Below are 24,624 nucleotides of genomic sequence, written 5' to 3'. Positions count from 1 at the left end.
TATAAGGAGGCATCCATGGCACGTTACCGGATCATCGACACCGCGGCCTGGCCCCGCCGGGACCATTTCACCTTTTACCGACAATTTGCCAACCCCAGCTTTAATCTCTGCGTTCCGATAGAGGCGCAGCGCCTGTACGAATGTGCGAAGGACCGGCGGGTCTCATTTTTTCAGCTCGCGCTCTATGCCCTGCTGCGCGCGGCCAACGGGGTGCCGCAGCTCCGGCAGCGCGTGCGCGATGGCGAGGTGATTGAATATGGCAGCCTGGCGGTCATGACGCCGGTGATGACCGTCGAGGAGGGCTTCCGCCAGGTATGGTGCGACAACGCTGCCGAGTTCACCGCCTTCAGCGCCGCGGCAACGCCGAAGATCGTCGCGGCAAGAGAGACACCGCCGGCGCCGCTCATCGTCGATGGCGAACATTTTATCTGCGCCAGCTGTCTGCCGTGGCTCCACTTTACTTCGATGACCCATGCGGAATACGCGGTGGGCGCCGCGGTTCCTGCGCTCACCTGGGGGAAACTGCAGAACGGCGTGATCCCGGTAGCCGGGCGATTTAACCATGCCTTCGTCGATGGTCTCCATGCCAGCCGCTTTTATGCCCTCGTCGAAGCGGGGTTTCGTGACCCCGAGCGGCTCTGGCAGCCGCTAACCGCGACCGCCCCCTCACTGCTCCCCCCTACGGCGAAGGATCGCTGAGAACTCGCCACACTCACCGCCGGGCAGTCTTCCCTCTGTCCGGAGGTCGCTTTTCCCTAACTGTCGCCTTTGCAACAGGCAGCGCAAAAGCGCGCTGCATTTGCAGCAGTCCGCTCCGTCAGCAGACATAGCCACCCCGCTAAATATCGCCAACCTGCCTTCCTCTCTCGCTGGCACGTGTTTTGCTTACTCATACATATAACCCATGGGCATTATGAATAATTTATTTATCCAATTTACGCATAAGCTATTCACTGAATAAGAGAGAAGATGATGTCAGCCAGTTCACCCGCTCTGCCTTACACCCAGTCCTCGCCGCAGGCGCATATTATTGCCAGCGATGCGGAAGCCCTCGCCATCGCCGATGAGATTGCCACCGTGCTCAAACCCGGCGCCGCCGAGCGCGACCGCACGGGTATCGTCCCGGTGGAGATCGTCAATACCTACTCCAACAGCGGGCTGTGGGGTATTACGGTGCCGCGCCGCTTTGGCGGCGCCGAGGTCTCGGCCGCGACCCTGGCGCAGGTCATTGCCATTCTTTCCGCGGCCGATCCATCGTTAGGTCAGATTCCCCAGAACCACTATTGCCTGCTGGAAGATATTCGTCTGCAGGGCAGCGACGACCAGCAGGCGTTCTTTTTCGCCCAGGCACTGCAAGGCTATCGCTTCGCCAATGCCCTGTCGGAAACCGGGGGGAAAACGGTCCTCGATATTCGTACCCGTATCGTGCAAGGCGCCGAGGGGCTGCGGATCACTGGCCGTAAAGGCTATTGCACCGGATCACTGTATGCCCACTGGATTGGCATTCTGGCGCTGGATGCTGACGATCGCGCCCAGCTCGCCTTTGTGCCACAGAACAGCCCGGGGCTGACGGTGGTCGATGACTGGGCGTGCCTCGGTCAGCGAACTACCGCCAGCGGCACCGTACTGGCCGATAATCTTCCGGTCAATCCCTTCCACCTTTTCCCAACGTGGAAGTCCTACGCTAGCCCGACCCTTGCCGGCCCCTTTGCCCAGTTGACCACCGCGGCGATAGACGCCGGTATCGCCCGCGCGGCGCTGGACGATACCGTGGCGTTCGTGCGCAACAGCGCCCGACCGTGGATCGACGCCGGTGTGGCGCGGGCCAGTGACGACCCGCTGACTATCTACCATATCGGTCAGCTGGATAGCCGTCTTGCCGCTGCCGACGCGCTGCTGGAGCGGGCCGGACGGGTGCTCGACCGCTATAAAAATGACCTCAGTGAGGAACATGTCGCCGAGGCATCGCTGGCCGTCGCCCGCGCCAAAATCTGGACCACTGAAGTGGCGCTGGAGGCCGCCAGCCGCCTGTTTGAGCTGGGGGGCACGCGGGCTACCGGTGAGTCGCTCAACCTCGACCGCCACTGGCGCAATGCCCGGGTGCACACCCTGCACGACCCGGTACGCTGGAAGTATCAGCTGCTCGGAAACTGGGTTCTGAACGGTATTCGTCCGCAACGACATGACTGGAACTGATATGACGAGTCTGCTGGCATTTTTCGCACAAATCGACTGGAGCGATGTGGCCCAGGCCGCCCTCGATACCCTCACCATGCTGGCCTGGTCGCTGGGCTGGACCGTGCTGCTGGGCCTTCCGCTGGGGATCGTACTCTATCTCACCGGCGAGCCGCGTTTGCTGTACGCCCCGCGTCTTTACCGCCTGTTGTCATTGTGCGTCAACGTGCTGCGCTCCCTGCCGTTCATCATTTTACTCATTGTCATGATCCCGTTGACCACGTTGCTGACCGGCACCTCGCTGGGGGTGGAAGGAACCATTCCGCCGCTGGTCGCCGGCTGCGCCCCGTTCTTCGCCCGGCTGGTGGAAACCGCACTGCGCGAGGTGGAGCACGGCCTGGTGGAGGCCAGCTGGTCGATGGGCGGCAGCACCTGGCAGCTTATCTGGCACACGCTGTTGCCGGAGTCGCGGGCCGGGCTGATCGCCGCTGTGACCGTGACGGCCATTTTGCTGGTCGACTACACCTCGATGGCGGGGGTGATTGGCGGCGGTGGGCTGGGCGATCTGGCCATTCGTTTTGGTTATCAGCGCTTTCAGACTGACGTGATGGTGGTCACCGTCCTGATGCTGATTGCGCTGGTACAGCTTCTGCAAATGAGCGGCGACCGCCTGGTGCGCTACGTCAGCCGCAAATAACTTATCCTTCCAGGTTTCAGGAATCACTATCATGAAAAAATCCATTATCGCCGCCGGACTTCTGGCCCTCTTCTCCACCACAGCAATGGCTAACGAGACGCTGATCGTCGGCGCCACGCCGGTACCGCATGCGGAAATCCTGGAGTTTGTGAAGCCCGTGTTGGCAAAGGAAGGCGTCGATTTACAGATCAAAGTATTTAACGATTTTATACAGCCCAATCAGCAGCTGGCGGAGAAACACCTCGACGCTAACTACTACCAGTACCGTCCGTTTCTCGATAACTACAACCAGACCCGGCATACCAACCTTGTTCCGGTGGTCGGGGTGCATATCGAACCTTTCGGCGCCTACTCCAGCAAATACACGAGTCTCACCGCGGTGCCGGACGGGGCGACGATCGCCATTCCTAACGATCCGGTGAACACCGGACGCGCGCTGGTGATGTTAAGCAACGCCGGGCTGATTACCCTCAAGGATCCGCACAATCCGCAATCGGCAACGAAGGACATCACCAGCAACCCGCATCACTTTAAAATCCGCGAACTGGAGGGCGCCATGCTGGCGCGGGCGGTGAAGCAGGTCGACCTCGCCTTTATCTTTGCCAACTATGCGCTGGAGGCTGGTATCGACACCGATAAAGCGTTGCTGGTGGAAAAAGGCAGCGATCTGTACGTCGAATATCTGGTGGCGCGTCCGGACAATATTCAGGACTCGGGCATTCAGAAACTGGCGCAAGCGCTGCATTCGGACGCCGTTCGTCAGTTCATTCTGACGCGTTATCAGGGCAAAATTTTACCCGGATTTTAATCACCGCGGGCAGCGGCGACAGCCGCTGCCCGGGCTAACGGAGCGCATCATCGTGACGCATATCCCCGCCCCACCGATCCATATTGAGTTTGCTGGTATCAGCAAAGCCTATCCTAACGGCGTGCAGGCGCTACAGGACATTGACCTGACCATCCGTCAGGGCGAAATTTTCGGCATCATCGGCCGCAGCGGCGCCGGAAAATCCACCCTGCTGCGCCTGTTTAATCGCCTGGAAAGTGCCGATAGCGGCGAGATGTTCATCCACGGCGAGTCGACCGTTCGCTACTCCCCGCGCCAGCTGCGCGACCTGCGTCGGCGGGTGGCGATGATTTTTCAGCACTTTAACCTGATGGCCACCAAAACCGTGGCGCAGAATATTGCGCTGCCGCTGAAGATGGCTGGCATCCCGGCCGGCGAACGTCAGCGGCGGGTTACGGAAATGCTTGAGCTGGTGGGCCTCAGCGCCCTGCGCGACAGCTACCCTGCCCGCCTTTCCGGCGGCCAGAAACAGCGAACCGGCATCGCCCGGGCGCTGGTCACTCAACCGGAAATTCTGCTGTGCGATGAGGCAACTTCGGCGCTGGATCCGGAAAACACCTTGTCGGTGTTAACCCTGCTGAAGGAGATTAACCAGCGCCTGGGGCTGACTATCGTGCTGATCACTCACGAAATGGAGGTTATTCGCACCCTCTGCGATCGGGTCAGTGTGCTCGAAGGCGGACGCATTGTCGAACAGGGGGAGGTCTGGCGCGTGTTTGGCAACCCGCAGCATCCGGTGACGCGCGCTATGCTCGGCCTGCAGCACCCCGATCGCCCGGAGGCCGGGCCATCGCTGCGCGACGGCGAGCAGATCGTGACCTTACGGTTTGACGGCAGCAGCGGTCGCGAACCCAATCTGCAGCATATCGCCAGCCTGCTGGGGGGCGACGCCCGCCTGCTGTACAGCAACTGCGAGCGTATCCAGGGCCGGGTCATCGGCCAGCTGCAGGTCCGGCTGAGCGGGCCGCTGGCCGCCAGCGCGCTGGTGCAGGATGGCTGGGTCGCGGACAGCATTTTGACCCACCCTCTTCAGGCAGCGGAAACCACTGCGCCATAGCCATAGAATGGAATTATATTTCCGATCCTTTGCTAAGGATAATTGGTTATAAATCATAGCGTTTCAGTGTTAGACAGGGCGAAGTGCGCCTCTTATCTTTCGTCATGAATTGTAAATCACCACGCAATCACTTGATGAGGTAGCACTTTTGTCCAGATTACAACAAGGATTAAAAACCCAAAAAACCCGCTTCGCCCTGGCGCTAAAAGTGGCCCTGCTCGGCGGCGTGGTAGCATTTTCTTCTGCTGTCTTTGCTGAGGGTCTCCTGAAAGAAGGCATCACCCCGGCCACTGACGCCAGTCAGATCCCGGCCAGCGCCAAGCTGCGCAAAGACACGGTGGTGGCCGGGATCTCCGAGCCGCAGGGGATCTTTAACCCCTACTTTTTCGTCAACGGCTGGGATGAGAACGTCACGAACGTCATTTTTTCACGCCTGATCGACTGGGACAGCCAGGGCAAGCTGGTCCCGGGGCTGGCGGAGAGCTGGACGGTCAGCCCGGACAGTAAAGTCTATACCATCAAATTGCGCCCTGGTCTGACCTTCAGCGATGGTTCACCGCTGACGGCGGAAGATGTCGCCTTTACCCTGACGGTCCTGCTCGACCCCAAATATGATGGCGATACCGACATCACCCTGGCCAATATCGCTGGCGGCGCAGAATACAAAGCCGGCAAGGCTGACAGCGTCAGCGGCCTGAAGGTCATCGACCCGCTCACTCTTCAGGTGACCACCACCCAGCCAGGCGCCACCACGCTGGCCAAAATTGGCGGGCCAGTGCTGTCGAAAGCCTGGTACGGCAAAGGATATCAACGGGGACATCTCGACTATCTGCGCTCACTGCACGGCAAGCCGCTGGGCAACGGCCCTTACGTGTACGATACCTATATTCCCGGTCAGGAAATTCGTTTCCATGCCAATAGCCATTTTTACCGTGGGACGCCGCCAACGCCGCGCTTTATCTATCGCGTGACCAATCCGTCGACCAACTTCCAGTTGTTCCAGACCGGGGAGACCGACTACGACGCCTTTACCTCGCGTCCTGACGATATAGAACAGCTGAAGATGCTCGGCTTCGCCAACATTAATCTTTACGGCTCCAGCGACTACAGCCAGGTGGAATTCAACGTTCATCGTCCGGCGCTGCAGGATAAGCGGGTGCGCCAGGCGCTGATTTACGGCCTGGACCGGCAGAAGCTGATCGACGTGGTCTATCAGGGGTACGGCAAAGTCGCCATCGAGCCGATCGCCCCGATCTCCTGGGCCTTTAACGCAGAAGGCGTCAATCCTTACCATTACGATCCGGCGCAGGCGAAAAAGCTGCTGGATGAGGCCGGCTGGAAAGCTGGCGCCGACGGTATCCGCGTCAAAGAGGGCCAACGCCTGGAGCTAACCCTGCTGGTGAGCAAGAAGGTGCTCAACGATGCGTTGATCCCCATCGCCAAAGAGAACTGGCGGCAGATCGGCGTGCTGCTTAAGCCGCAGGTGGTGGATTTCAACGCTCTGATGGCGCAGCGCAAAGCCGGAAATTACGATCTCGCCTCGTTCAGCACCAGCACTCTCAACGACCCGCACGACGGGGTATGGGATTTCTACAGCAGCGAAGCTAAAGAGTCCGGCTACCACAACGCGGAGGTCGATAAGCTGATTAACGCCGGCAACGCGGTGCTCGACATCGAAAAGCGCAAGCCGATCTATCACCAGCTGTATAAAGTGCTGGCCGACGATCCGCCGGTGATCCTGCTCGGCTATCGCAACATCCTTTCCGCCAGCAGCGCCCGCGTCACCGGCTTTAAACCGGATATCTACAACGGCCTGACCGGCAGCCTGCCGGATGTGAAAATCGTTAAGTAAATCCCCTGGCCGCCGGGTTAACCGGCGGCTGATGCGAGATCGTCATGAAAAATTTCATCCTGAGGCGCCTGCTGCAAACGCTGCCGATGCTACTGCTGGCCTCGTTCATTATTTTTATGCTGTTTGCCAAAACCCCCGGCGACTTTATCGATGGCAATATTACCCTGACCGCCGCCCGCGCTGCGGAGCTGAAGGCGATCTATGGCCTCGACCAGCCGCTGTTCACCCGCTATCTCCACTGGCTGGGACAGCTTCTGCGAGGCGATTTAGGTTTTTCGCTGCAGTATCAGATCCCGGTCAGCCAACTGCTCAATCAGTACATCTGGAACTCTTTTCTGCTGGCCAGCGTCGCGCTGGTCTTTTACTGGGGCATTGGCCTGGCGGTCGGCGTGGTGTCGGCCCTGCGACCTGGCTCCTGGTTTGATCATCTGGTGAGCGTTGCGGTGTTTGCCGCCATGTCATTCCCCACCTTTTTCCTCTGCCTGTTGCTGATTAAATGGTTTGCCGTCGATCTCCACTGGCTGCCGGTAGGCGGGATGACCAATACCGGCAGCGACGAAAGCGGCTGGCAGTATGTGCTGCAAGTGGCTGCCCACCTGGCGCTGCCGGTGCTGGCGCTGGTGATGCTGCAGGCGGGCAGCCTGACGCGCTATGTGCGCGCCAGTATGCTCGACGTGGTGAAAATGGATTTTATCCGTACCGCCCGCGCCAAGGGATTACATGAGCGCACGGTGATCCTTAAACATGCGTTGCGCAACGCCCTGCTGCCGATCATCACCCTGCTGGGCTTTGAGCTGCCGGGGCTGTTCTCCGGGGCGATCATTACCGAAAAGGTATTCAACTGGCCGGGGGCAGGCCACATCCATATCGACTCGCTGGCCGCCCGCGACTATCCGGTGCTGATGGGGTTTACTCTGTTTCTGGCGGTGCTGACGATAGTCGGTAATTTGCTCGCCGACGTGCTGTACGCCTGGGCCGATCCACGTATTCGGGTGAGGTCATGATGATCCTGTCTTACTTTGCTTCCCGTCGCCGCCAGCGGCAGGCGGCTATCCCGGCGCTGGCGCACATTACCCCCTCTCCCTGGCGCCAGGGATGGCGACAGCTGCGCCGTAACCGGCTGGCCATGTTCTGCCTGATCCTGCTGGCCGTAATGGCGGTGTGGTGCGTGCTGGGGCCCGTCTGGTCGCCGTGGAAAGATGATGCCACGGACGCCTTGAGCATCAACCAACCGCCCGGCGCGGAACACTGGCTGGGGACCGATTTCCTTGGTCGCGATGTCTACACCCGCCTGCTGCTGGCCGGGCGCATCTCGCTGATTATCGGCCTGCTGACCATGGTGATGTCGGTATTCCTCGGCTATCTGCTCGGCGCCCTCTCGGGTTATGTCGGTGGGTTAACCGACAAAGTGATCATGCGCGTGGCCGACCTGGTGATGACCATCCCTGGATTGCCGCTGTTGATTGTTGCCGGGGCGATGCTTTCCGAGCTCGATTTTTCCCCGGACTCGCGCATCTATATGGTGGTGGTAATGCTCAGCCTGCTGGAGTGGCCCCGACTGGCGCGGCTGGTGCGCGGGCAATGTCTCTCCCTGCGCGAACGCGATTTTATGCTGGCCACCCAAGTACTGGGCCTGTCGGCGCGTCGCCGGCTGTTTGGCCACCTGCTGCCGAATACCATTCCGATTCTGGTGGTGATGGCGACCATGGCTGTCGCCAACGCCATTCTCAGCGAATCCGCGCTGAGCTATCTCGGCCTCGGCGTGGTGCCGCCAACGCCGTCGTGGGGCAATATGATGGATGCCGCCAATAGCCTGATCGATTTCCAGCGCCGTCCCTGGCTGTGGATGCCACCTGGGATCGCCATCTTTCTCACCGTGATCGCCATTAACGTGCTGGGCGATGGCCTGCGCGACGCCATGGATCCCAATATGAAACCGAGGCTGAAATGACCCTACCGTTAGTCTCTTTTAATCATCTCTCCGTCTCTTTCGCTGGCGAACGTCATCGCGTGCGCGCGGTGCAGGACGTCTCTTTCACGATTCAGGCCGGGCAAACCGTTGGCGTGGTGGGCGAGTCCGGCTGCGGCAAAAGCGTCACCGCCATGGCGCTGATGGGCCTGCTGCCGTCGCAGGCAGCGCGCATCGACGGCGGCGAAATTCGTTTCGCGGACCGCGATCTGCTGCGGCTGAACCCCAGACAGATGGCCGACCTGCGCGGCCACCAGCTGGCCATGATCTTTCAGGAACCGATGTCGGCCCTGAACCCGGTGTTGACCATCGGCGAACAGCTGTGCGAACCAGCGATCCGCCACCTCGGCGCCACGCCGAAAGCCGCCTGGCAGCTGGCTACCCGGCTGCTAAGCGAGGTCGGCCTGGCGCGCGGCGACAGCCTGATGGCCAGCTACCCCCACCAGCTATCCGGCGGCATGCTGCAGCGGGTGATGATCGCCATGGCACTGAGCTGTCAGCCCAAACTGCTGATTGCCGACGAACCGACCACCGCGCTGGACGTCACCGTGCAGGCGCAAATCCTGCGCCTGCTGCGGGACCGGGCGCGGGCCAGCCAGATGGCGATGATGCTGATTACCCACGACCTGGGGGTGATCGCGCAGATGGCCGAACAGGTGGTGGTGATGTATGCCGGGAGGATCGTGGAACAGGGCGCCACGGCGGAGGTGCTACGCCATCCGCAGCACCCTTATACGCGTGGGCTCATCGCCTCCCGCCCGGTACCGGGCGAGCGGCGTCGGCGACTGTACTCGATTCCCGGTCAGGTACCGGATCTGGCCGCCCTGCCGGCGGGCTGCGCTTTTGCCGGGCGCTGCGAACGGGCGACGCCGCGCTGCCGGGAGGCGATTCCGCCGCTGCTCGGCGAGCGCCAGCGGGCCGCCTGCTTTTATAGCGAATTTGCGGAGGCGACAGCATGAGCGATCGCTATGTTATTGAAGTGGATGGATTGAAGAAGTATTTTCCGCTGCGCGACGGCCTCTTTGGCCAGCAGACCGGCGAGCTTCGCGCGGTGGACGGCGTCAGCTTTAACATCCGTCCGGGCACTATTTTTGGCCTGGTGGGCGAGTCCGGCAGCGGCAAAACCACCGTCGGCCGAACCCTGCTTGGCCTGTACGAGAAGAGCGCCGGCAGCGTGAAATTTCACGGTCAGGAGCTGGCCGACCTGACCGGGCCCGCCCTGCGCGCCATTCGGCCGAGGATGCAGCTGGTATTTCAGGATCCCTACAGCTCGCTGAACCCGCGGCTGCGTATTGGCGAGGCGATAGGCGAAGCCATGCTGCAGCACAAGCTCTGCACCCGCGATGAGCTCTATGACCGGGTGATCGACGTGATGAAGATCTGCGGCCTGGCGCCGGAACACTACGCCCGCTTTCCGCATCAGTTTTCGGGCGGCCAGCGCCAGCGGATCGGTATTGCCCGGGCGCTGATCCTCAACCCGGATTTTATCGTCGCCGATGAGCCCATCTCGGCCCTCGATGTGTCGATTCAGGCGCAGATCATCAATTTGTTTTCCGACCTGCGCGACGACCGCGGCGTCACGTTTCTGTTTATCTCCCACGACCTCGGGGTGGTGGAACATTTATGTGACGATGTGGCGGTGATGTATCTCGGGCAACTGGTGGAAAGCGCCAGCCGCGACGCGCTGTTCAGCCGCCCCCTCCATCCCTACACCCGCGCTCTGCTGGCGGCGGTGCCGACCCTCGACCCGCACAGCGAACCGCAGGCGCTGGTGCAAGGCGAGATCCCGGATCCGACCAATCCTCCCGCCGGCTGCCGCTTTTCATCCCGCTGCCCGCAGGTCGGCGAGCGGTGCCGCAGAGAAGCGCCGGCGCTGCGCGAAGTGGCCCCTGGCCATCGGGTCGCCTGCCATTGGGTCGCGTCCTGAGCGCGATCGGCGGGGTTATTTATTTCTAAACAACCGGCCGATTGTGCACAGCGGCGCCAGGATTTACTATCCGCTCCGTCTTGTGAGACGCGTTATGAATGAAGCGTAATATTTTTGTTCATTTTTGCCCGATGGCTTCGGGCATTTTTTTGCGACACGCCCGGGAGCGATCCTGCCGGCGACAAATTTAGCGGGGCGCGGTCGCCCATCTGTCAAAACGCAGCAAAGGAATTGCTTGTCCGCGCCCCGCTATCCTTTCATCACCTTCCCGTGAAATCCCGGAAAAAAATAAGACTATATGAGATTGCCTGAGGCATAGCGTTATCTTATTTTTTAAGCGTGTACTCCACATTAAGGAAGCAAGATCATGCTTAAGCGTCGCACTATTAAAACAGCACTGGCGGCGGTTATTTCTCTCGCCGTCATGGCGGCACCGGCCTATGCCAACCCGGGTAACGGTTATGGCAATGGCGGCGGTAATCACGGGAACAGTGGTAACCATGGCAATAGCGGCAATCATGGTAACAGCGGTAACAGCGGCGACCATGGTAATAAAGGACAAAATAAAGGTCAGTCCACCGCCGATCATGGCAACCGCAAAAACTACGGCAAGCCCGACCACGTCGACAGCGATATTAGCTTCTCACGGGCGCGCTCCCTGGCCGTGAACTACGGTCTGGTCGGCTATCAGGCGCTGCCTCCGGGTATCGCCAAAAATGTCGCCCGCGGCAAACCGCTCCCTCCGGGTATCGCGAAAAAGACCCTGCCAGCTTCTATGATTAACGATCTGCCCTATTATCCGGGCTATGAATGGAGGGCGGTCGGCGATGACCTGGTGCTGGTAGCGCTGAGCACTGCCATTGTCACCGCCGTGATTAACGGTGTGTTTGACTAACTCACCTGCTTATTGAAAAGCCTCGCCCCGGCGAGGCTTTTTTTGTGCCTGGCGCTCGAGAGTGACAACTCACTGGCATCATCGATAAGATAATGGCTCAACCAACCCGGGACCGACTATGGACAAAGACACTGTAGTGACGCTGTTGAAGTACAAGCGCTGGATTGACCTTGCCACCTTACAGGCGATCCGCACGATAGACGGAACAGTACATGGCGAAAAACGCCACCTGACCCTCAGGCTGATGAACCATATCCATGTCGTTGACATGATTTTCCGGGCGAATCTTCGCGGCATTACGCACGGTTACACCGCGCTGAATACCCCCGAGACGCCAACCATTGATGAGCTGGAAACGGCAATGACCGCCTGTACGGATGAATACATTCAGTACATCAGCGCCATGACCCCCGCTGATTTCCACGAACGTATCGCCTTCAAATTTGTCGACGGCGGCGACGGCAATATGACCGCGATGGAGATGTTGAACCACATGCTCTTTCACGGCGCCTATCACCGCGGCGCGGTAGGCTGGATGATTGGCGAATGCGGCGGCGTGCCGCCGAAAGATGTGCTGACCGTTTTCCTGCGCGACCATCATTCCTGAAACTTATCCCGTGACGTTCCCCTCGGGGAACGTCCTCGTGGCGAATGATGCCGTTCTGTCCGTCGCCGTAACGGCTTGCTAATCGCTCCCGAGCGATGCTGCTGCGGCTAATTCGAATCGTGCCGGGTATGATGAAGGCTGCAGAGGTAATGCGTCAGGTTCATCCAGCCTCCCCAGAGGGATGAGCCCGTCAACGTAACCATGAGCCTGATAAAAAATGGCCAGATTGCCCCAGGGTAAAAAGACCATGATATCGCCCTTGCTGGCTGCTGACCCTACAGGCGAATCCGCCGTCGACAGCCGGGCGGGTAAATCGCCTATCTTTTCCTCTCCTGCATAGTCGCTGAGCTGCAACGTTAAAGGTAACAATCCAGCGAATTCGCGGCTGGCCTGACTACCGTTCAGGGTCGCGGTGAGCACGTTATCATTGATAGTAATCTTTAACTTCATCCTTCACTCCCTGCTAATGATTGAGGTCATTAAAATTGATGCGCGGAACAGGTAAACCGCTTCCCGGCGGCGAGCATCTCCTTCTCACCCTGCCCCGCCAGGACTACCTTTACCCGGAGAGGCGTGCTATTAGCTGACGCTGATCGTCAGGCAGTTGGCTACCGCTGATATCCTGAAAAACCAGCGGCGGGAGCCATGCCCTGCCGGCACCACGGTTCGCGACGGGTCCGCAAGGGATCAGCCCGTTCTGATAGCGCGGCTGTCCGCTCCGGGATAGTCCCTCAGAATGTCGATAATCACTCGCAGGGCACTGGACACGTTCCGGTGCGGATAATAGATATGAAACCCAGGAAAGGTGTGACTGTAATTCTCCAGAACCGGTATCAGCCGACCGCTTGCCAGTTCGTCCTGCATCAGATCCGCCGCTTCATAGGCCAGCCCCACTCCCAGCGTCGCGGCTTTAATGACTGTGCCGGCATCGCTGAACACCCATCCTCCGGCGGGGTTATGTCGATATAACCGATCGCCATCATGCATCTCCCATCCCCATGGTGAACCGTCGGACATGCGGTAGCCAATACAGGGATACTTATCGAGTTCGCGGGGATGTGCGGGGATCCCATGCTGGCGAAGAAAATTGGGGCTACCGACAACCCGCATCGGCACATCGGGGCCAATACGCACGGAAACCATATCCTCGTTGACCATGCTGCCGTAGCGAACCCCGGCATCATATCGCTCCTTCACAATGTCAACAAAGGTATTATTTTCAATAAGCTCCAGCGCGATATCTGGGTATGCATCCCGTAACGACTGCAGTCGCGGTAGCAACACTTGCTCGATGGCCTGCCTGCTACCGTTAATGCGCACGGTTCCTGCAGGTTTCTCCCGAAGCTGATTCAGCAGCATCCAGCCATTTTCCAGCTGACCGAACCCCTGATCGAGCGAACGCAGTAGTTTTTCCCCGGCCGAGGTGAGCGCAACCTTGCGGGTACTTCTCACCAGTAACTGCAGATTAATACTTTTCTCCAGCATGCTGATGCTGCGGCTGATACTCGACTGGGCAAGCCCCAGCCTGGCCGCGGCACGGGTAAATCCCCCCTCTTTAGCCACATGATAAAAAAGATAGAGATGATGCAAATCCTCACGACGAAAAATATCCACCCTGCCTCCTGCGTCTGGTCGGTCTCAAGGATTCTATTTATAACATGGACACATTAATGAAGTGCGGTTTTGCCTGCTAATCAGAACGGTTTTGGTTCTCTACTATAAGCGCCATCAACACTCACACCGAACGGGACATCCTGGCCTGTCCTTTACACCATTCAGGAGTATTTATGGCTACTTTTTCTCATCGAACGCTGCGCACGGGAATGATCGTTGGGATGGCGATGCTGTTTGGTTCCAATGCCGCCATCGCAGACCTGGCGCTGCCTATGAAAGGCGACACGGATGTTAAGCTCATTCAGATCTGGGATAAAACTTTTCCGCTGAGCAGCGCCGTCGACCATCAAAAAGTTACCTTTAAAAACCGCTACGGTATTACCCTTGTCGCCGATGTCTATGTGCCGAAAAATCACCCGGCCGGTAAGCTTCCTGCCCTGGCGGTCAGTGGGGCATTCGGTGCCGTAAAGGAGCAGTCATCCGGTCTCTATGCTCAGGAAATGGCCCGGCGCGGTTTTGTTACTCTGGCTTTTGATCCTTCCTATACCGGCGAGAGCAGCGGCGAACCGCGTAATATCGCCTCACCCGATATCAACACGGAAGATATCATGGCGGCCGTCGACTATCTGGGTCTGCTGGATATCGTTGACCGTCAACGCATTGGCCTGTTGGGCGTCTGCGGCTACGGCGGGCTGAACCTTAGCGCGGCGGCAATGGATAAACGTATCAAGGCTGTCGCCACCTCGGTGATGTATGATATGTCGCACCTGTGGGGTAAAGGCTTCCAGGACAGCTATACCCCGGAACAGCGTAGCAAAGTGCTGGAAAACATGAGCCTGCAGCGCTGGAAAGACGCCGAGAATGGCGTGCCTGCTTATGAGAGCCACAATGTCAGCTTTGATAAAGCGGGTAACGTGGTCCGGGATAAAACTATCCTACCAGCAACGCTGCAAGCGGATGCCGATCCCATTACTCGAGAATTCTTCGATTATTATCGCACCAGGCGTGGGTATAACCCGCGGTCGGTTAACTCCGCCGGGTCATGGTCAGTGACAACCCCAATGCCGTTTATGAATTTCGCGCAACTGGATCATATTAAGGAAATCTCGCCACGACCGGTACTGATTATTACCGGTGAGAAAGCGCATTCGCGTTACTTTGCGGAAACCGCCTACCAGCAAGCGGCTCAGCCTAAAGAACTGGTCATTGTTCCGGGCGCTAACCACGTGGACTTATATGACAACCAGAGTGGAAGAATTCCCTTTGATAAACTGGACCATTTCTTTAAAGCCACTCTGAAATAACTTTTTATTGATAACCATTTTAATACCTGTGTCGGAATTAAGCCGGCACACAGGAGCGAATATGCATAATTTTAATTTTTATAATCCAACACGTATTGAATTCGGCATCGATAAAGAAGATACCCTTGCTGACCATATCGCCAAAGACGGTATTCATCATGTGCTGATTTGCTATGGCAGCCAGCGAATCAAAAATGAGGGTCTGTTCGAGAAGGTCACGCGCCGTCTCGTATCCCAGGGAATAAGCTGGTGTGAATTTGGCGGTATTATCAGCAACCCGGTCATTTCATCGGTCAGAAGCGCCGTTGAGATGGCGCGTAAGGAAAAGGTACAGGCGATTATCAGCATCGGTGGCGGCTCGGTTCTTGACAGCGCGAAAGCGATTGCTGCGGGAGTCGACTATCCAGGCGACGCCTGGGAATTGTTCACTGGCGACGGGGAATTAATCTCCGCCCTGCCGATATATGCCATTCTGACCCTCGCGGCCACCGGTAGCGAAATGAATCCGTATGCCGTGGTGGTTAACGAAGAAACAAAAGAAAAATTATCCATTGGTAACGATGCCACTCGTCCACGGGTGACGGTATTAAACCCGGCGTTGATGACGGGTGTTCCGAGGGAATACCTGGTCTACTCGGCAGCGGACATTATTTCGCATTTGATCGAGGTGTACTTTACGGCCACCGTACTGCCCAGGCTGCAGTCCAGACTAATTGAATCATTGATTAAAACCGTCATCGAAACGACGGATATACTGATTAACGATCCGCAAAATATTGCGGCACGCGGCGAATTTGCCTGGGCTTCGACGCTGGCGCAAAATGGGATAACCTTCTCCGGCGCCGCAGATTATAGTTATCCTAACCATGCGATTGAGCACTCGTTGTCTGCCCTGTTCGACGTGCCTCATGGCGCCGGGATGTCGGTGGTGATGCCTGCATGGATGAAATGGTACCAGTCCCAAAATAAAGCCCAGTTTAACCGCTTCGCCCGGGTAGTTTTTAACGTGGAAAGTGCGGAAGAAGGTATTGCTGCACTGGAATCCTGGTTTACGAAAATCGGCACGCCGGTGAGACTTTCCGAGGTGAATATTTCTGCCGAGGCATTACCTTCAATTATCGACAATGTTAAATCGCATATCCGGGCCTTTGGTATCGCCGAAACCTATTCGCCTGATGTTGTCGAAGTTATTTTGCATAATGCGCTTTAATGGCGAATACGAATGGGCTTCGGGAAGGTCCCTTTCATTCGCGATCAACCAATACAGAGTGACGCCTGCCGTAAACGTTAAGGTGTAATAAACCCTATTATGGATCTCAGAAAACATTCAGCTTATGATGATGATAAAAATCACTCCTCCAACTGGAGGGGGGTATTTTCCATCACGCTCTGCGTATTTACGCTAATTGCTTCAGAATTTATGCCGGTGAGTCTGCTCTCCCCCATCGCTATGGATTTGGAGATCACCGAAGGTACCGCGGGTCAGGGAATGACGATCTCAGGAATATGTGCTGTTTTAACCAGCCTGTGTATTCGCAGATTGGCAGGTAAAATGAACCGCAAATATTTGCTGTTACTCCTGACCGCGTTGATGGGAATTTCGGCTTTAATTGTAGCGATGGCGCCGAATTTCAGCATTTATATGCTAGGGCGCGCATTGATTGGTGTAGTCATTGGCGGCTTCTGGTCAATGTCTGTCGCCACGGCGGTCAGGCTGGTCCATATTAGTCAGGTTCCGCGCGCTCTGGCCGTTTTTAATGGCGGCAATGCGCTTGCCACCGTGGTGGCCGCACCGCTGGGTAGCTATCTGTCGTCAGTCACCAGCTGGCGTGGCGCCTTTCTGAGCCTGGTGCCCATCGCCGTGGTAACCTTTATCTGGCAATGGATAAGCCTTCCCTCAATGAAAGCGGGAGCGCACCAGGCCGCTAGCGGTTCCGGTCTGCGCAGACTACTGGGCGATCGTTCGGTGGCGATTGGCATGGGCGCGGCCGGTATTTTTTTTATGGGGCAATTTACCTTATTCACCTATATTCGCCCGTACCTCGAACTGATCGCTCAGGTCGATGCCAGGACCATCTCGCTACTATTATTAGCGATCGGTATTTCCGGACTGGCGGGGACTACGGCTATTGGACTGGTGATTAAAAAGCAGCTCTATAAAACGTTAATCATTATTCCGCTACTGATGGCCCTGATTGCGTTATTACTGATCCCGCTGGCGACAAACCTTGTTGCGGTGTCGATTCTGCTGGCCCTGTGGGGCGTACTCTCCACCGCAGCGCCGGTGGGGTGGTGGAGTTGGGTCGCCCATGCCAGCAAAGCGGATACCGAATCAGGCGGGGGACTGATGGTCGCCACAGTGCAGTTTTCTATTGCCCTTGGTGCAACGGTCGGCGGTATTTTATTCGACCATCTGGGCTATGAGAGCACCTTTTGCCTGAGCGCCGGGATGCTGATCGTGGCCGCGCTGATGACGATCCAGACGGCGCGACGTTCTGCTAACTGATTACGCGCGATGTTTGCTGGCTCGGTTCCGGCTAACGTCGTCGACCATTCGATAGAGACGAAAAGCTCGATTGGATAGCCAGGCCAGAATATCTCTGGCCTGGCTATCCACGACTCAGGAAGTACATTGATGATGCCCTTCGTTGGCCCACTGATGAATGCCATCGGGTCCTTTTGGTGTAGAAGGTTTTGGACAAGCCACGGAAGTATAAGCGCTTCCCGCCCTTCCTTTTGTTATTGACTGGCGTGAATTCGCCCCCACGCCATCCATACACCCCGTACGACAATCATTCGCATCAAACCACATCACGGTAACGGCAAAGCCACAGTGGTTAATCCAGAAGTCTGCCAGTGAATTCGACGTCGAATCACGGGTAAGGCAATTATCAGCCGGAGGATAGGATTTGACTGACGAAGAAACCGATGACGGCCCTTGCGAAGACGCTGTTCTCAGGGCGACGTTTTGAGGCGTTGTGACGGTCGCAACTGAACCGCCAGCAGCGGTTTGAATTGTAGATTGAGGCCGCGTACCTGATGAACTGTGGGCTGACTGAGTCACCGGTTGTTTATTCGCGACGCTGGCGACCGTATTATATCCCGTTTGCGGGTCGCTGGTACCGCCGAGAGTAAATACGTCATAAAGCATGACAACGGGTAAGGTTGCGACATACCATGTCGCGACACCATAATGGCCTTTATCAATCTCCTTCCCGGTTTCATTTAGGGCTTTTTGCGTTGTGCAGGATATTAAAGCAGGGAATAAAATTGCGATGGCTATCACACGGAAGAAAAACATATTAACCACTCCCATCCAGCAGGAATTAGATATACGGACTGACCGCTCAGAGAGCGATTAAATCCTTCATTCGTTTTAGGAGGATTATAATGGCGGTAATAACAGATCCACTCATCCATATGAATGAGTGGATGAAATAAATCAGCCGTGAATCGCACGAATGATCAGCAGTAGTTCTGCCTGATTACGGGTGTGGGTTTTCCGGTACAGGGCGCTAAGGTGAGTTCTGATCGTGGCGATAGATACGCCCAGATGTAAGGCGCATTCATCCGGCGTCATGCCCCGCACCAGCAGCTCCGCCACCGCATTTTCGGCGGGTTTGACGTTAAACAGATCCATCAAGGCGCTGCCGGTGAGAAACGGCTCGGGAATAATCACGCAGGCCATCCCGGCCAGGCGGGCCGCCGGGATCACGAGGATCGGTTTCGGCTGACGCCCGGCGGTATAGCACACGCCTGCCCTCGGCGGCTCTGCCGTCCGGGTGGCCTGCTCGATAGTCCGTTTCAGTTTTTTGCTGTCGGTATCAAGGCACAGCGTATCGCCCCCGCTATACCAGGAGAGGCGGGCGTTGGCGCGCAGGTAGCGTTCGGCATGCGCGTTGGCGTAGAGAATTTTACCGCCATGATCCACCAGCCATACCGGGTAGATCCCGTTGTCCATCACCGCGCTCTGGTATTTTATGGTGTCTCGTAGCTGTTCAAATCGGGCGTGAAGCTGGCAGGCGGTTTTTAGCGCCGGGATCAAACGCCTGAACAGCTCAAACTGCGCCGGCTGCGGATAAGCCGCCGTATTCGCCGTCATCAGTGACAGATAGGTGGCATAGCCATTGAGGGTGCACAGCTTGACGCTGGTAAGATTATTCAGATCGTTGGGGTGATGAAACTCATTGTAATAGACGCTGCCGGCAATAAATTTATCGCCTAAATACTCGCGGTCCCGGTACATTTGCCCGACCGGTAACGCGGTCAATATTTTTTCGGCGGGATCGATGGCCAGAAACACGTCGCGATAGGCGGTAAAGACTTTTTCCTCTAGCAGGAGTGAATCGGTCAACAGATGGGCGTTGCCTTTGTCGTAAAACAGAAATGCCGCGTACTGATGGCCGGTCAGTAACGCCAGTTTCTGCAATGCCGATTTCCACAAATCGGGATCCAGGGTGGCCATCAGCACCGTTTCCAGGATCTCGATATAAATCAGTTCAGGATCACTCGCCATACCGCCACCTGTGAGTCACTGTTTCCGCGGCCGGAGCGGCGCATGTGGCCGCCCTGATCAGCATAGTTCCGCCAGCGAAACAATGACAGTCCCGGTTCGCTGAGCGGACCGGGAAAGGCGGTTGCCGGGAGCGTGACGCCAATGCACTATCAAGGGGGCTCAGGATCCGCTGTTGCGGGTCTGGATAGCGGCCCCCTTCCGGCATAGCGTCCGCCAGACCATCAGGGCGCACACCAGGGTGACGACCGCCAGCCCGCTAAACAGTAGCGTATAAGCAGAGTCATAGCTCTCGCGCAGCGCCCGGAGGGAAAAGTCAGGCAAAAGCGCAGCCGCCTGCGGCATATTGCCGGCTCCCAGCCAGCCTGCGGCGCGGTGAATCACCTCGGGGGCATACCCGTGAACGCGACTCTGCAGGGTCAGGGTATTGCTTGCCGTTAATACCGCGGAGACTATCGCCAGGGCGATCCCCTCACCGGCAACGCGAACGGTGTTGAACAGGCCTGCCGCCATACCGGCTTTCGCCACCGGCACAGCGGATATCGCCAGGCCGTCCATCAACCCCCAGGGAAGCGCCGCCCCCACCCCACAGAGGATCAGCGCCAGCACCAGTTGCGGAAGATGGTTACTGTGAAAAGCATTCCCCAGCAACAGCAACCCGACGGAGGCCATTATCAGCCCCCCTGTGGACACCCGCCCCGGTGAAAACCAGCGGGTGAGCAGGGCCGCAACGGATGGGAAAATCAGCATCGGCGCGGTCAGCGCCATCAGATACAGTGCGCTCTGCGACTCACTCATCCCCTCTCCGCCCATAAAATGCAGTGGAACAACAATCAGCAGGACCACGTAGCAACAGCAGGTGGCGACAGGCAGCAACAGTACGCCGACAAAACGCGGATGGCGCAGCAGGGAGAGTTCCAGCACCGGGTTGCTCACCCTCCGGCAGCGCACGGCAAACGCCACGAACAGCCCCGCCGACGCGATGAACAAGGCCAGCGTGGTCAGCGATAAAAAGCCGCGGGCCGGAATGACCATAAGCGATGCAGTAAACAGCATCAGGGCCAGCGTAAACAGGATTAAGCCAAGGTTGTCGGGTGTCCGCGGCTGGCTTTTTTCTGCCGCCGGCAGGTACGCCAGACCGATAAGCAGAACCATCGCCGAGAGCAGCGCAAACAGGGCGTATACGCCGCGCCAACCTACCGCGTCGGTCATGAAGCCGATCAGCAGCGGGCCGAACGCCAGGCCAGCGCCGAACATCGTGCCCAGGATGCTGAATGCCCGCGTCCGCTGAGCGCCGTCATACAGCTGGGCCAGCGCCGCACTGCCGCTGGCTAAAATCATCGCCGCGGCCAGACCCTGCAGCGCCCTCAGCACGCCTGACAGGAAGAGATTGTGCGTCAGACAAAACAGCAGGCTGCTCAGGCAAAACAGCGCGGCGCCGGCGATAAAAATACGTTTTCTGTCGATGGCATCCGCCGTCACCCCTGCGGCCAGCAAAAAGCTGCCGAAAGTCAGCATAAAGCCGTTGGTCAGCCACGACAGCGCAGCGGGAGAGCCGCCCAGCGACTGCTGTATCGCCGGGGTGGTCATGACGCCGCCGGTAAAACATAACGGCAGCAGCAAGGCCGCCATAAAGACAGAAAGCGCGGCCAGGGCGCTGGCGTATCGGGAAGGTGTTCTGGCGGTGAGTAACATCGGGCGGCCCTCATCAGTCGGCAAGAAATGAATAAACTGTCGCCATCCTATTGCGGATGTTAATGCCGATAAATAGACTGAAAATATCTTCTTAAGAGACATAAGGTTTATAATCAATGGACAGCCTCACCTCGCTGACGTCCTTTGTCCGCACCGCCGAAACGCTAAGCTTTGTTCAGGCCGCCAGGCTGCTGGGCATATCTGCCTCGGCGGTGGGTAAGAATGTCGCCCGCCTTGAGCATAAGCTGGGGGTCCGGCTGTTCAACCGCAGCACCAGAAACGTCAGCCTGACGGCGGAGGGGGCCGCATTTCTGACGCGCTGCCAGAGTATCCTGGAGCAGATCCAGGAGGCCGAGTCAGAGCTGACCAGCAGTCTCTCACAGCCCACCGGCAAACTTAGGATTTCACTGCCCGTCATTGGCTACCGCCTGCTGCTCCCCGCCCTCACCGCCTTTAGCCGTCTTTATCCGCAGGTTGAACTGGATCTCGATTTTAGTGACCGGCTGGTCAATCTGATCGATGAAGGATTTGATGTCGCTATCCGCAGCGGTGAATTAGCGGACTCCCGCTTGATCGCCAGAAAGCTGGGAGGCTTTCGTTTTGTGCTCTGCGCCAGCCCGGCCTATCTGGCGGAATACGGCGTTCCCGGCTCGCCAGCGGGATTAGCGGCGCACAAGTGCATTTTTTTTCGCTTCCCCGCGACGGGGCTGATCCAGCCCTGGGAACTGCGCGATATGCGGCTGACGGGAGATTTCAGGGCCGCTGCCGTTATGACGGTCAATAACATTGAGGCCGCCATTCGCTTAAGCGCGGCGGGAATGGGCATCGCTTATGTGCCTGATTTTGTCGTGTGCGAGGCCATGGATGAGGGACAACTGCAGGAGGTGTTGCCCGGCTGTTGCGTCAAGGATGGGTATTTCTCCGTCCTGTGGCCCGCCAGCCGCTACCTGTCACCGCGAATACGCTGTTTTATTGATTTTATAGCTGCGGCAGAGATACCCTTGTCGCCCGTATCGGCAAGCCCTACCCCCTGAAAAGCTCAGCGCCGGATGTCCTGCCGCGCGGCCAGCGAAAGCCGGCGGCAGGTGCGCATCGTCAATCATCCGTCAGTACAATGCGCCCAATGACCCGGTACTTTTGCGCATCAAAGAGGTAAAACCAGACCGCGATGGCGGCGCCAAAGCAGAAGCAGGCCAACACGATCCACGGAATGGCATGATAAAACGAGGAGCTGGCGGCAGCGCCCGCGGCAAACGCCATATTGTTGAATAGCAGGTAGACGATGTAGATCATCCCCATCCCCCCAAGCAACGGCGCAACGCCCGTTTTAAACCAGTGTCCTTTGCCAATATTTTCTTTATTGCCGTGGAAGTAAACGATCACCCCAAAGGCGCAAAGCGCCTGGACAATCATAATGCCCATCGTACCCAACAGCGCCAGCAGGGTGTAAATATCCGCATAAGGATCTTTGCCGGTGATAAAGAACAGCAACACAATCAGCGTGGCGATAACGGTCTGCACTGTAGAGGCAACATGAGGAGAGCCGTGACGCGAGTGTGAACGACCCAGCGTGCGCCCGGCAAACGGAAACAGATTTTCCCGCCCGAGCGCATAGAGATAGCGCGCCGCGCAGTTATGAAACGCCATCCCGCAGGCAAAAGAGCCGGTGATCACCAGTAGCTTAAACACCCCGACCGCCCACTCCCCCAGATACTGGCGTGCCGGACCGTAGAAAATCTCTCCTGCGCGGTTAGGATCCTGGGCAAGGGCAATAGCCCGCTCCGGTCCCGTTCCGGCAATCGCCATCCACGAAATGAACACGTAGAACACGCCGATACCAATCACCCCCAGCAGGGTGGCCAGGGGAATGATCTTTTTCGGGTTCTTCGATTCTTCACCGTACATTGCCGATGACTCAAAGCCCACCCATGACCAGAAGGCGAAGAATAATCCAATTCCGGCACTGGCGCCGACCACCCCTTTTGCCGGGGTAAAGGCGTTCAGCGGGTTGATCGACTCAGGGACAAAACCCTGTGGCCCTCCGCCGTGGATCAGCACCGCCACCGCGACGGCGGTGAGGATCAAAATTTCCAGTACCAGGCACAGGCCGAGCACCCGGGAAGTGAGCGAAATATCGAAATAGCTCAGCACTCCGGTAGTCATTAGCATGGCGAAGGCAAAGATAAGCCAGGGGACATGTACGCTGAAGACCGTATTGATTAAATCCTCGCAGAAAAAGGCGAAAATCCCAACCAGCGCGGCTTCAAAGACAATGTAGGTCATGGTCACCGTCACTCCTGACGCCATGCCAACGATCCGCCCCAGCCCGTGCGAAATGAAGCCATAAAATGCGCCGGTGGCGGTAATATACCTGGCCATCTGCGCATAGCCGATGGCGAACAGGGCAAGGATTAGCGTGGCTACCATAAACCCCGCGGGCGCGAACTGGCCATTACCACTGCCCACCGCGATCGGCACATTGCCCAGCATCGCAGTGATCGGCGCCGCCGTGGCGATAGTCATAAACAGCACCCCGCCAAGGCCTACCGCATTTGGCCGCAGCCGCTGCACAACATGTTTTTCCACCGCTGGCGCGGGATTGGCAAGAATTTCATTGCTCATGATGAACGCTCCGTTCAGTTCAGGCACGCGGCGGATTCAGGCAGGATCTGCCCACCGTCAACAATTAACGACTGGCCGGTGATATAGCCAGCCTGCCGGGAGGCGAAGAACAGCGCCGCCGCGGCAATATCTTCCACCGTACCGAGGCGTTTGAGCGGCACGGCGCTGGCCATACCGGCGATATAATCCTCTCCCATATCCCTCAGCCCTTCCGTGACGATATTCCCCGGCAGGACGGCATTGACGGTAATGTTGTCGCCGGCCAGTTCCAGCGCCGCGCTGCGCATAAAACCAAGCTGGGCCGCTTTGCTGGCGGCATAGTGCGCCCAGCCCGGATAGCCCGTTACGGGGCCGGTAATGGAGGAGGTGAGAATAATGCGCCCATACTCTGCTCGTTTCAGCCACGGCAGCGCCGCCTGGACGGTTAAAAAAGTCCCTTTACTGTTGATCGCCTGCACCTCATCCCATTGCTGTTCACTCATGTCTGCCAGCGGCGCCGAAGGAAAAATCCCCGCATTGCAGCAGACTATATCCAGACCACCCCACTGCTGCGCCGCTTCAGCCACGCAGGCTTTTACCTCTTCGGCATGGCTGACGTTGCAGGTCAGGCCGCGTAGCCTTAGCCCCTGCTCCGCCGCCAGGCCGATCGCGCTATCGATACGCGATGGCGTGCGGGCGGTGATGGTTACCTTTGCTCCGGCGCGGGCAAAGCCGAGTGCAATGCCAAGACCGATCCCACTACTCCCGCCGGTCACCAGCACATGTTTGTTCATAAAATCTGACATCATTTTTCCCCGTCTGTGAAAGTTCTGCGATCCCATCCGTTTGTCTGGCCGTGCAGCGATCTCCG

The 24,624-nt window shown here is 57.8% G+C and carries 23 protein-coding genes and 1 pseudogene; 16 read left to right on the top strand and 8 right to left on the bottom strand.

The annotated features are described in order from the left end of the window. Window positions 1-15: 15 nt before the first annotated feature. The 12 genes from ABLV64_RS07755 to ABLV64_RS07700 all read left to right on the top strand — a co-directional run bounded on the left by ABLV64_RS07755 (window position 16) and on the right by ABLV64_RS07700 (window position 12,026). Window positions 16-699 (top strand): CatA-like O-acetyltransferase, family 1, encoded by a 684-nt coding sequence (locus tag ABLV64_RS07755; RefSeq protein WP_348843248.1) that lies wholly within the window; start codon window positions 16-18, stop codon window positions 697-699. 270 nt (window positions 700-969) lie between these two features. Beyond that, complete coding sequence (locus ABLV64_RS07750) at window positions 970-2,196, top strand: SfnB family sulfur acquisition oxidoreductase (protein ID WP_186997717.1); 1,227 nt, start codon at window positions 970-972, stop codon at window positions 2,194-2,196. Between the two features lies 1 nt (window position 2,197). After that, entirely contained in the window at window positions 2,198-2,872 is a 675-nt protein-coding gene (locus tag ABLV64_RS07745) for a methionine ABC transporter permease (RefSeq protein WP_004202921.1), read from the top strand. Window positions 2,873-2,903: 31 nt separating this feature from the next. Further along, window positions 2,904-3,680 (top strand): MetQ/NlpA family ABC transporter substrate-binding protein, encoded by a 777-nt coding sequence (locus ABLV64_RS07740; protein ID WP_130944660.1) that lies wholly within the window; start codon window positions 2,904-2,906, stop codon window positions 3,678-3,680. A gap of 52 nt (window positions 3,681-3,732) precedes the next feature. Beyond that, a complete protein-coding gene (locus ABLV64_RS07735; protein WP_048326362.1) occupies window positions 3,733-4,776 on the top strand; it encodes a methionine ABC transporter ATP-binding protein in 1,044 nt (347 codons plus the stop codon). 148 nt (window positions 4,777-4,924) lie between these two features. After that, on the top strand, window positions 4,925-6,628 hold the full coding sequence (locus ABLV64_RS07730) for an ABC transporter substrate-binding protein (protein WP_004202925.1): 1,704 nt from the start codon (window positions 4,925-4,927) through the stop codon (window positions 6,626-6,628). Window positions 6,629-6,672: 44 nt separating this feature from the next. After that, window positions 6,673-7,632 (top strand): ABC transporter permease, encoded by a 960-nt coding sequence (locus ABLV64_RS07725; RefSeq protein ID WP_004202926.1) that lies wholly within the window; start codon window positions 6,673-6,675, stop codon window positions 7,630-7,632. Next, window positions 7,629-8,579: an oligopeptide ABC transporter permease gene (gene opp4C, locus ABLV64_RS07720; protein ID WP_348843247.1), complete on the top strand. Its 951-nt coding sequence runs from the start codon at window positions 7,629-7,631 to the stop codon at window positions 8,577-8,579. Before ABLV64_RS07725 ends, opp4C begins: the two co-directional genes overlap by 4 nt. Beyond that, window positions 8,576-9,556 (top strand): ABC transporter ATP-binding protein, encoded by a 981-nt coding sequence (locus ABLV64_RS07715; protein ID WP_023318454.1) that lies wholly within the window; start codon window positions 8,576-8,578, stop codon window positions 9,554-9,556. Before opp4C ends, ABLV64_RS07715 begins: the two co-directional genes overlap by 4 nt. After that, window positions 9,553-10,524, top strand: coding sequence for an oligopeptide/dipeptide ABC transporter ATP-binding protein (locus ABLV64_RS07710; protein ID WP_049003296.1), 972 nt, complete (start codon window positions 9,553-9,555; stop codon window positions 10,522-10,524). The genes ABLV64_RS07715 and ABLV64_RS07710 overlap by 4 nt, the downstream gene beginning before the upstream one ends. A 367-nt stretch (window positions 10,525-10,891) precedes the next feature. After that, window positions 10,892-11,419, top strand: coding sequence for an anti-virulence regulator CigR family protein (locus ABLV64_RS07705; protein ID WP_348843246.1), 528 nt, complete (start codon window positions 10,892-10,894; stop codon window positions 11,417-11,419). A 118-nt stretch (window positions 11,420-11,537) separates the two neighbouring features. Beyond that, window positions 11,538-12,026: a DinB family protein gene (locus tag ABLV64_RS07700; protein WP_348843244.1), complete on the top strand. Its 489-nt coding sequence runs from the start codon at window positions 11,538-11,540 to the stop codon at window positions 12,024-12,026. Window positions 12,027-12,104: 78 nt separating this feature from the next. Here ABLV64_RS07700 and ABLV64_RS07695 read toward each other — a convergent pair whose 3' ends face one another. Continuing rightward, window positions 12,105-12,476: a cyclophilin-like fold protein gene (locus tag ABLV64_RS07695; RefSeq protein ID WP_017899547.1), complete on the bottom strand. Its 372-nt coding sequence runs from the start codon at window positions 12,474-12,476 to the stop codon at window positions 12,105-12,107. 237 nt (window positions 12,477-12,713) lie between these two features. Next, window positions 12,714-13,634 (bottom strand): LysR family transcriptional regulator, encoded by a 921-nt coding sequence (locus tag ABLV64_RS07690; RefSeq protein ID WP_049093752.1) that lies wholly within the window; start codon window positions 13,632-13,634, stop codon window positions 12,714-12,716. A 227-nt stretch (window positions 13,635-13,861) separates the two neighbouring features. Between ABLV64_RS07690 and ABLV64_RS07685 the strand changes: the two genes are divergently transcribed. From ABLV64_RS07685 to ABLV64_RS07675, 3 genes are all read left to right on the top strand, one after another. Next, window positions 13,862-14,944, top strand: a complete 1,083-nt coding sequence (locus ABLV64_RS07685) for an alpha/beta hydrolase (protein WP_348843255.1) — start codon at window positions 13,862-13,864, stop codon at window positions 14,942-14,944. 61 nt (window positions 14,945-15,005) lie between these two features. Next, window positions 15,006-16,154, top strand: a complete 1,149-nt coding sequence (locus ABLV64_RS07680; protein WP_049093728.1) for an iron-containing alcohol dehydrogenase — start codon at window positions 15,006-15,008, stop codon at window positions 16,152-16,154. 99 nt (window positions 16,155-16,253) lie between these two features. Then, window positions 16,254-17,450, top strand: a complete 1,197-nt coding sequence (locus tag ABLV64_RS07675) for an MFS transporter (RefSeq protein WP_348843242.1) — start codon at window positions 16,254-16,256, stop codon at window positions 17,448-17,450. A gap of 114 nt (window positions 17,451-17,564) precedes the next feature. On the opposite strand, the gene ABLV64_RS07670 is transcribed toward ABLV64_RS07675, so the two are convergent. The 4 genes and pseudogenes from ABLV64_RS07670 to ABLV64_RS07655 all read right to left on the bottom strand — a co-directional run bounded on the left by ABLV64_RS07670 (window position 17,565) and on the right by ABLV64_RS07655 (window position 21,152). Continuing rightward, complete coding sequence (locus tag ABLV64_RS07670; RefSeq protein WP_129550391.1) at window positions 17,565-18,254, bottom strand: hypothetical protein; 690 nt, start codon at window positions 18,252-18,254, stop codon at window positions 17,565-17,567. Window positions 18,255-18,386: 132 nt separating this feature from the next. Beyond that, complete coding sequence (locus ABLV64_RS07665) at window positions 18,387-18,524, bottom strand: hypothetical protein (protein WP_229583961.1); 138 nt, start codon at window positions 18,522-18,524, stop codon at window positions 18,387-18,389. Between the two features lie 822 nt (window positions 18,525-19,346). Continuing rightward, window positions 19,347-19,460 (bottom strand): annotated as a pseudogene (locus ABLV64_RS07660) (LuxR family transcriptional regulator); the annotation flags it as partial. 159 nt (window positions 19,461-19,619) lie between these two features. After that, window positions 19,620-21,152, bottom strand: a complete 1,533-nt coding sequence (locus ABLV64_RS07655; protein WP_117263194.1) for an MFS transporter — start codon at window positions 21,150-21,152, stop codon at window positions 19,620-19,622. A gap of 116 nt (window positions 21,153-21,268) precedes the next feature. On the opposite strand from ABLV64_RS07655, the gene ABLV64_RS07650 reads away from it, so the two are divergent. After that, window positions 21,269-22,186 (top strand): LysR family transcriptional regulator, encoded by a 918-nt coding sequence (locus tag ABLV64_RS07650; RefSeq protein ID WP_117263195.1) that lies wholly within the window; start codon window positions 21,269-21,271, stop codon window positions 22,184-22,186. 61 nt (window positions 22,187-22,247) lie between these two features. On the opposite strand, the gene ABLV64_RS07645 is transcribed toward ABLV64_RS07650, so the two are convergent. Together ABLV64_RS07645 and ABLV64_RS07640 are read right to left on the bottom strand one after the other, a co-directional pair. Continuing rightward, on the bottom strand, window positions 22,248-23,774 hold the full coding sequence (locus tag ABLV64_RS07645) for an APC family permease (protein ID WP_117263196.1): 1,527 nt from the start codon (window positions 23,772-23,774) through the stop codon (window positions 22,248-22,250). 14 nt (window positions 23,775-23,788) lie between these two features. Continuing rightward, on the bottom strand, window positions 23,789-24,559 hold the full coding sequence (locus ABLV64_RS07640) for an SDR family oxidoreductase (RefSeq protein ID WP_004202943.1): 771 nt from the start codon (window positions 24,557-24,559) through the stop codon (window positions 23,789-23,791). Between the last annotated feature and the right edge of the window lie 65 nt (window positions 24,560-24,624).

It is taken from the genome of Klebsiella sp. JB_Kp031 (genome assembly GCF_040064295.1).
Classification (GTDB): Bacteria; Pseudomonadota; Gammaproteobacteria; order Enterobacterales; family Enterobacteriaceae; genus Klebsiella; species Klebsiella quasipneumoniae.
This window is presented reverse-complemented; position numbering and strand designations above follow the sequence as displayed.

Excerpts from the sequence above, each read along its gene's own strand:
- ABLV64_RS07755 (WP_348843248.1), top strand. The coding sequence starts at position 16 with ATGGCACGTTACCGGATCATCGACACCGCGGCCTGGCCCCGCCGGGAC.
- ABLV64_RS07750 (WP_186997717.1), top strand. The coding sequence starts at position 970 with ATGATGTCAGCCAGTTCACCCGCTCTGCCTTACACCCAGTCCTCGCCG.
- ABLV64_RS07745 (WP_004202921.1), top strand. The coding sequence starts at position 2,198 with ATGACGAGTCTGCTGGCATTTTTCGCACAAATCGACTGGAGCGATGTG.
- ABLV64_RS07740 (WP_130944660.1), top strand. The coding sequence starts at position 2,904 with ATGAAAAAATCCATTATCGCCGCCGGACTTCTGGCCCTCTTCTCCACC.
- ABLV64_RS07725 (WP_004202926.1), top strand. The coding sequence starts at position 6,673 with ATGAAAAATTTCATCCTGAGGCGCCTGCTGCAAACGCTGCCGATGCTA.
- opp4C (WP_348843247.1), top strand. The coding sequence starts at position 7,629 with ATGATGATCCTGTCTTACTTTGCTTCCCGTCGCCGCCAGCGGCAGGCG.
- ABLV64_RS07715 (WP_023318454.1), top strand. The coding sequence starts at position 8,576 with ATGACCCTACCGTTAGTCTCTTTTAATCATCTCTCCGTCTCTTTCGCT.
- ABLV64_RS07710 (WP_049003296.1), top strand. The coding sequence starts at position 9,553 with ATGAGCGATCGCTATGTTATTGAAGTGGATGGATTGAAGAAGTATTTT.
- ABLV64_RS07705 (WP_348843246.1), top strand. The coding sequence starts at position 10,892 with ATGCTTAAGCGTCGCACTATTAAAACAGCACTGGCGGCGGTTATTTCT.
- ABLV64_RS07700 (WP_348843244.1), top strand. The coding sequence starts at position 11,538 with ATGGACAAAGACACTGTAGTGACGCTGTTGAAGTACAAGCGCTGGATT.
- ABLV64_RS07695 (WP_017899547.1), bottom strand. The coding sequence starts at position 12,476 with ATGAAGTTAAAGATTACTATCAATGATAACGTGCTCACCGCGACCCTG.
- ABLV64_RS07685 (WP_348843255.1), top strand. The coding sequence starts at position 13,862 with ATGGCGATGCTGTTTGGTTCCAATGCCGCCATCGCAGACCTGGCGCTG.
- ABLV64_RS07680 (WP_049093728.1), top strand. The coding sequence starts at position 15,006 with ATGCATAATTTTAATTTTTATAATCCAACACGTATTGAATTCGGCATC.
- ABLV64_RS07675 (WP_348843242.1), top strand. The coding sequence starts at position 16,254 with ATGGATCTCAGAAAACATTCAGCTTATGATGATGATAAAAATCACTCC.
- ABLV64_RS07665 (WP_229583961.1), bottom strand. The coding sequence starts at position 18,524 with ATGACGCCGGATGAATGCGCCTTACATCTGGGCGTATCTATCGCCACG.
- ABLV64_RS07655 (WP_117263194.1), bottom strand. The coding sequence starts at position 21,152 with ATGTTACTCACCGCCAGAACACCTTCCCGATACGCCAGCGCCCTGGCC.
- ABLV64_RS07650 (WP_117263195.1), top strand. The coding sequence starts at position 21,269 with ATGGACAGCCTCACCTCGCTGACGTCCTTTGTCCGCACCGCCGAAACG.
- ABLV64_RS07645 (WP_117263196.1), bottom strand. The coding sequence starts at position 23,774 with ATGAGCAATGAAATTCTTGCCAATCCCGCGCCAGCGGTGGAAAAACAT.
- ABLV64_RS07640 (WP_004202943.1), bottom strand. The coding sequence starts at position 24,559 with ATGTCAGATTTTATGAACAAACATGTGCTGGTGACCGGCGGGAGTAGT.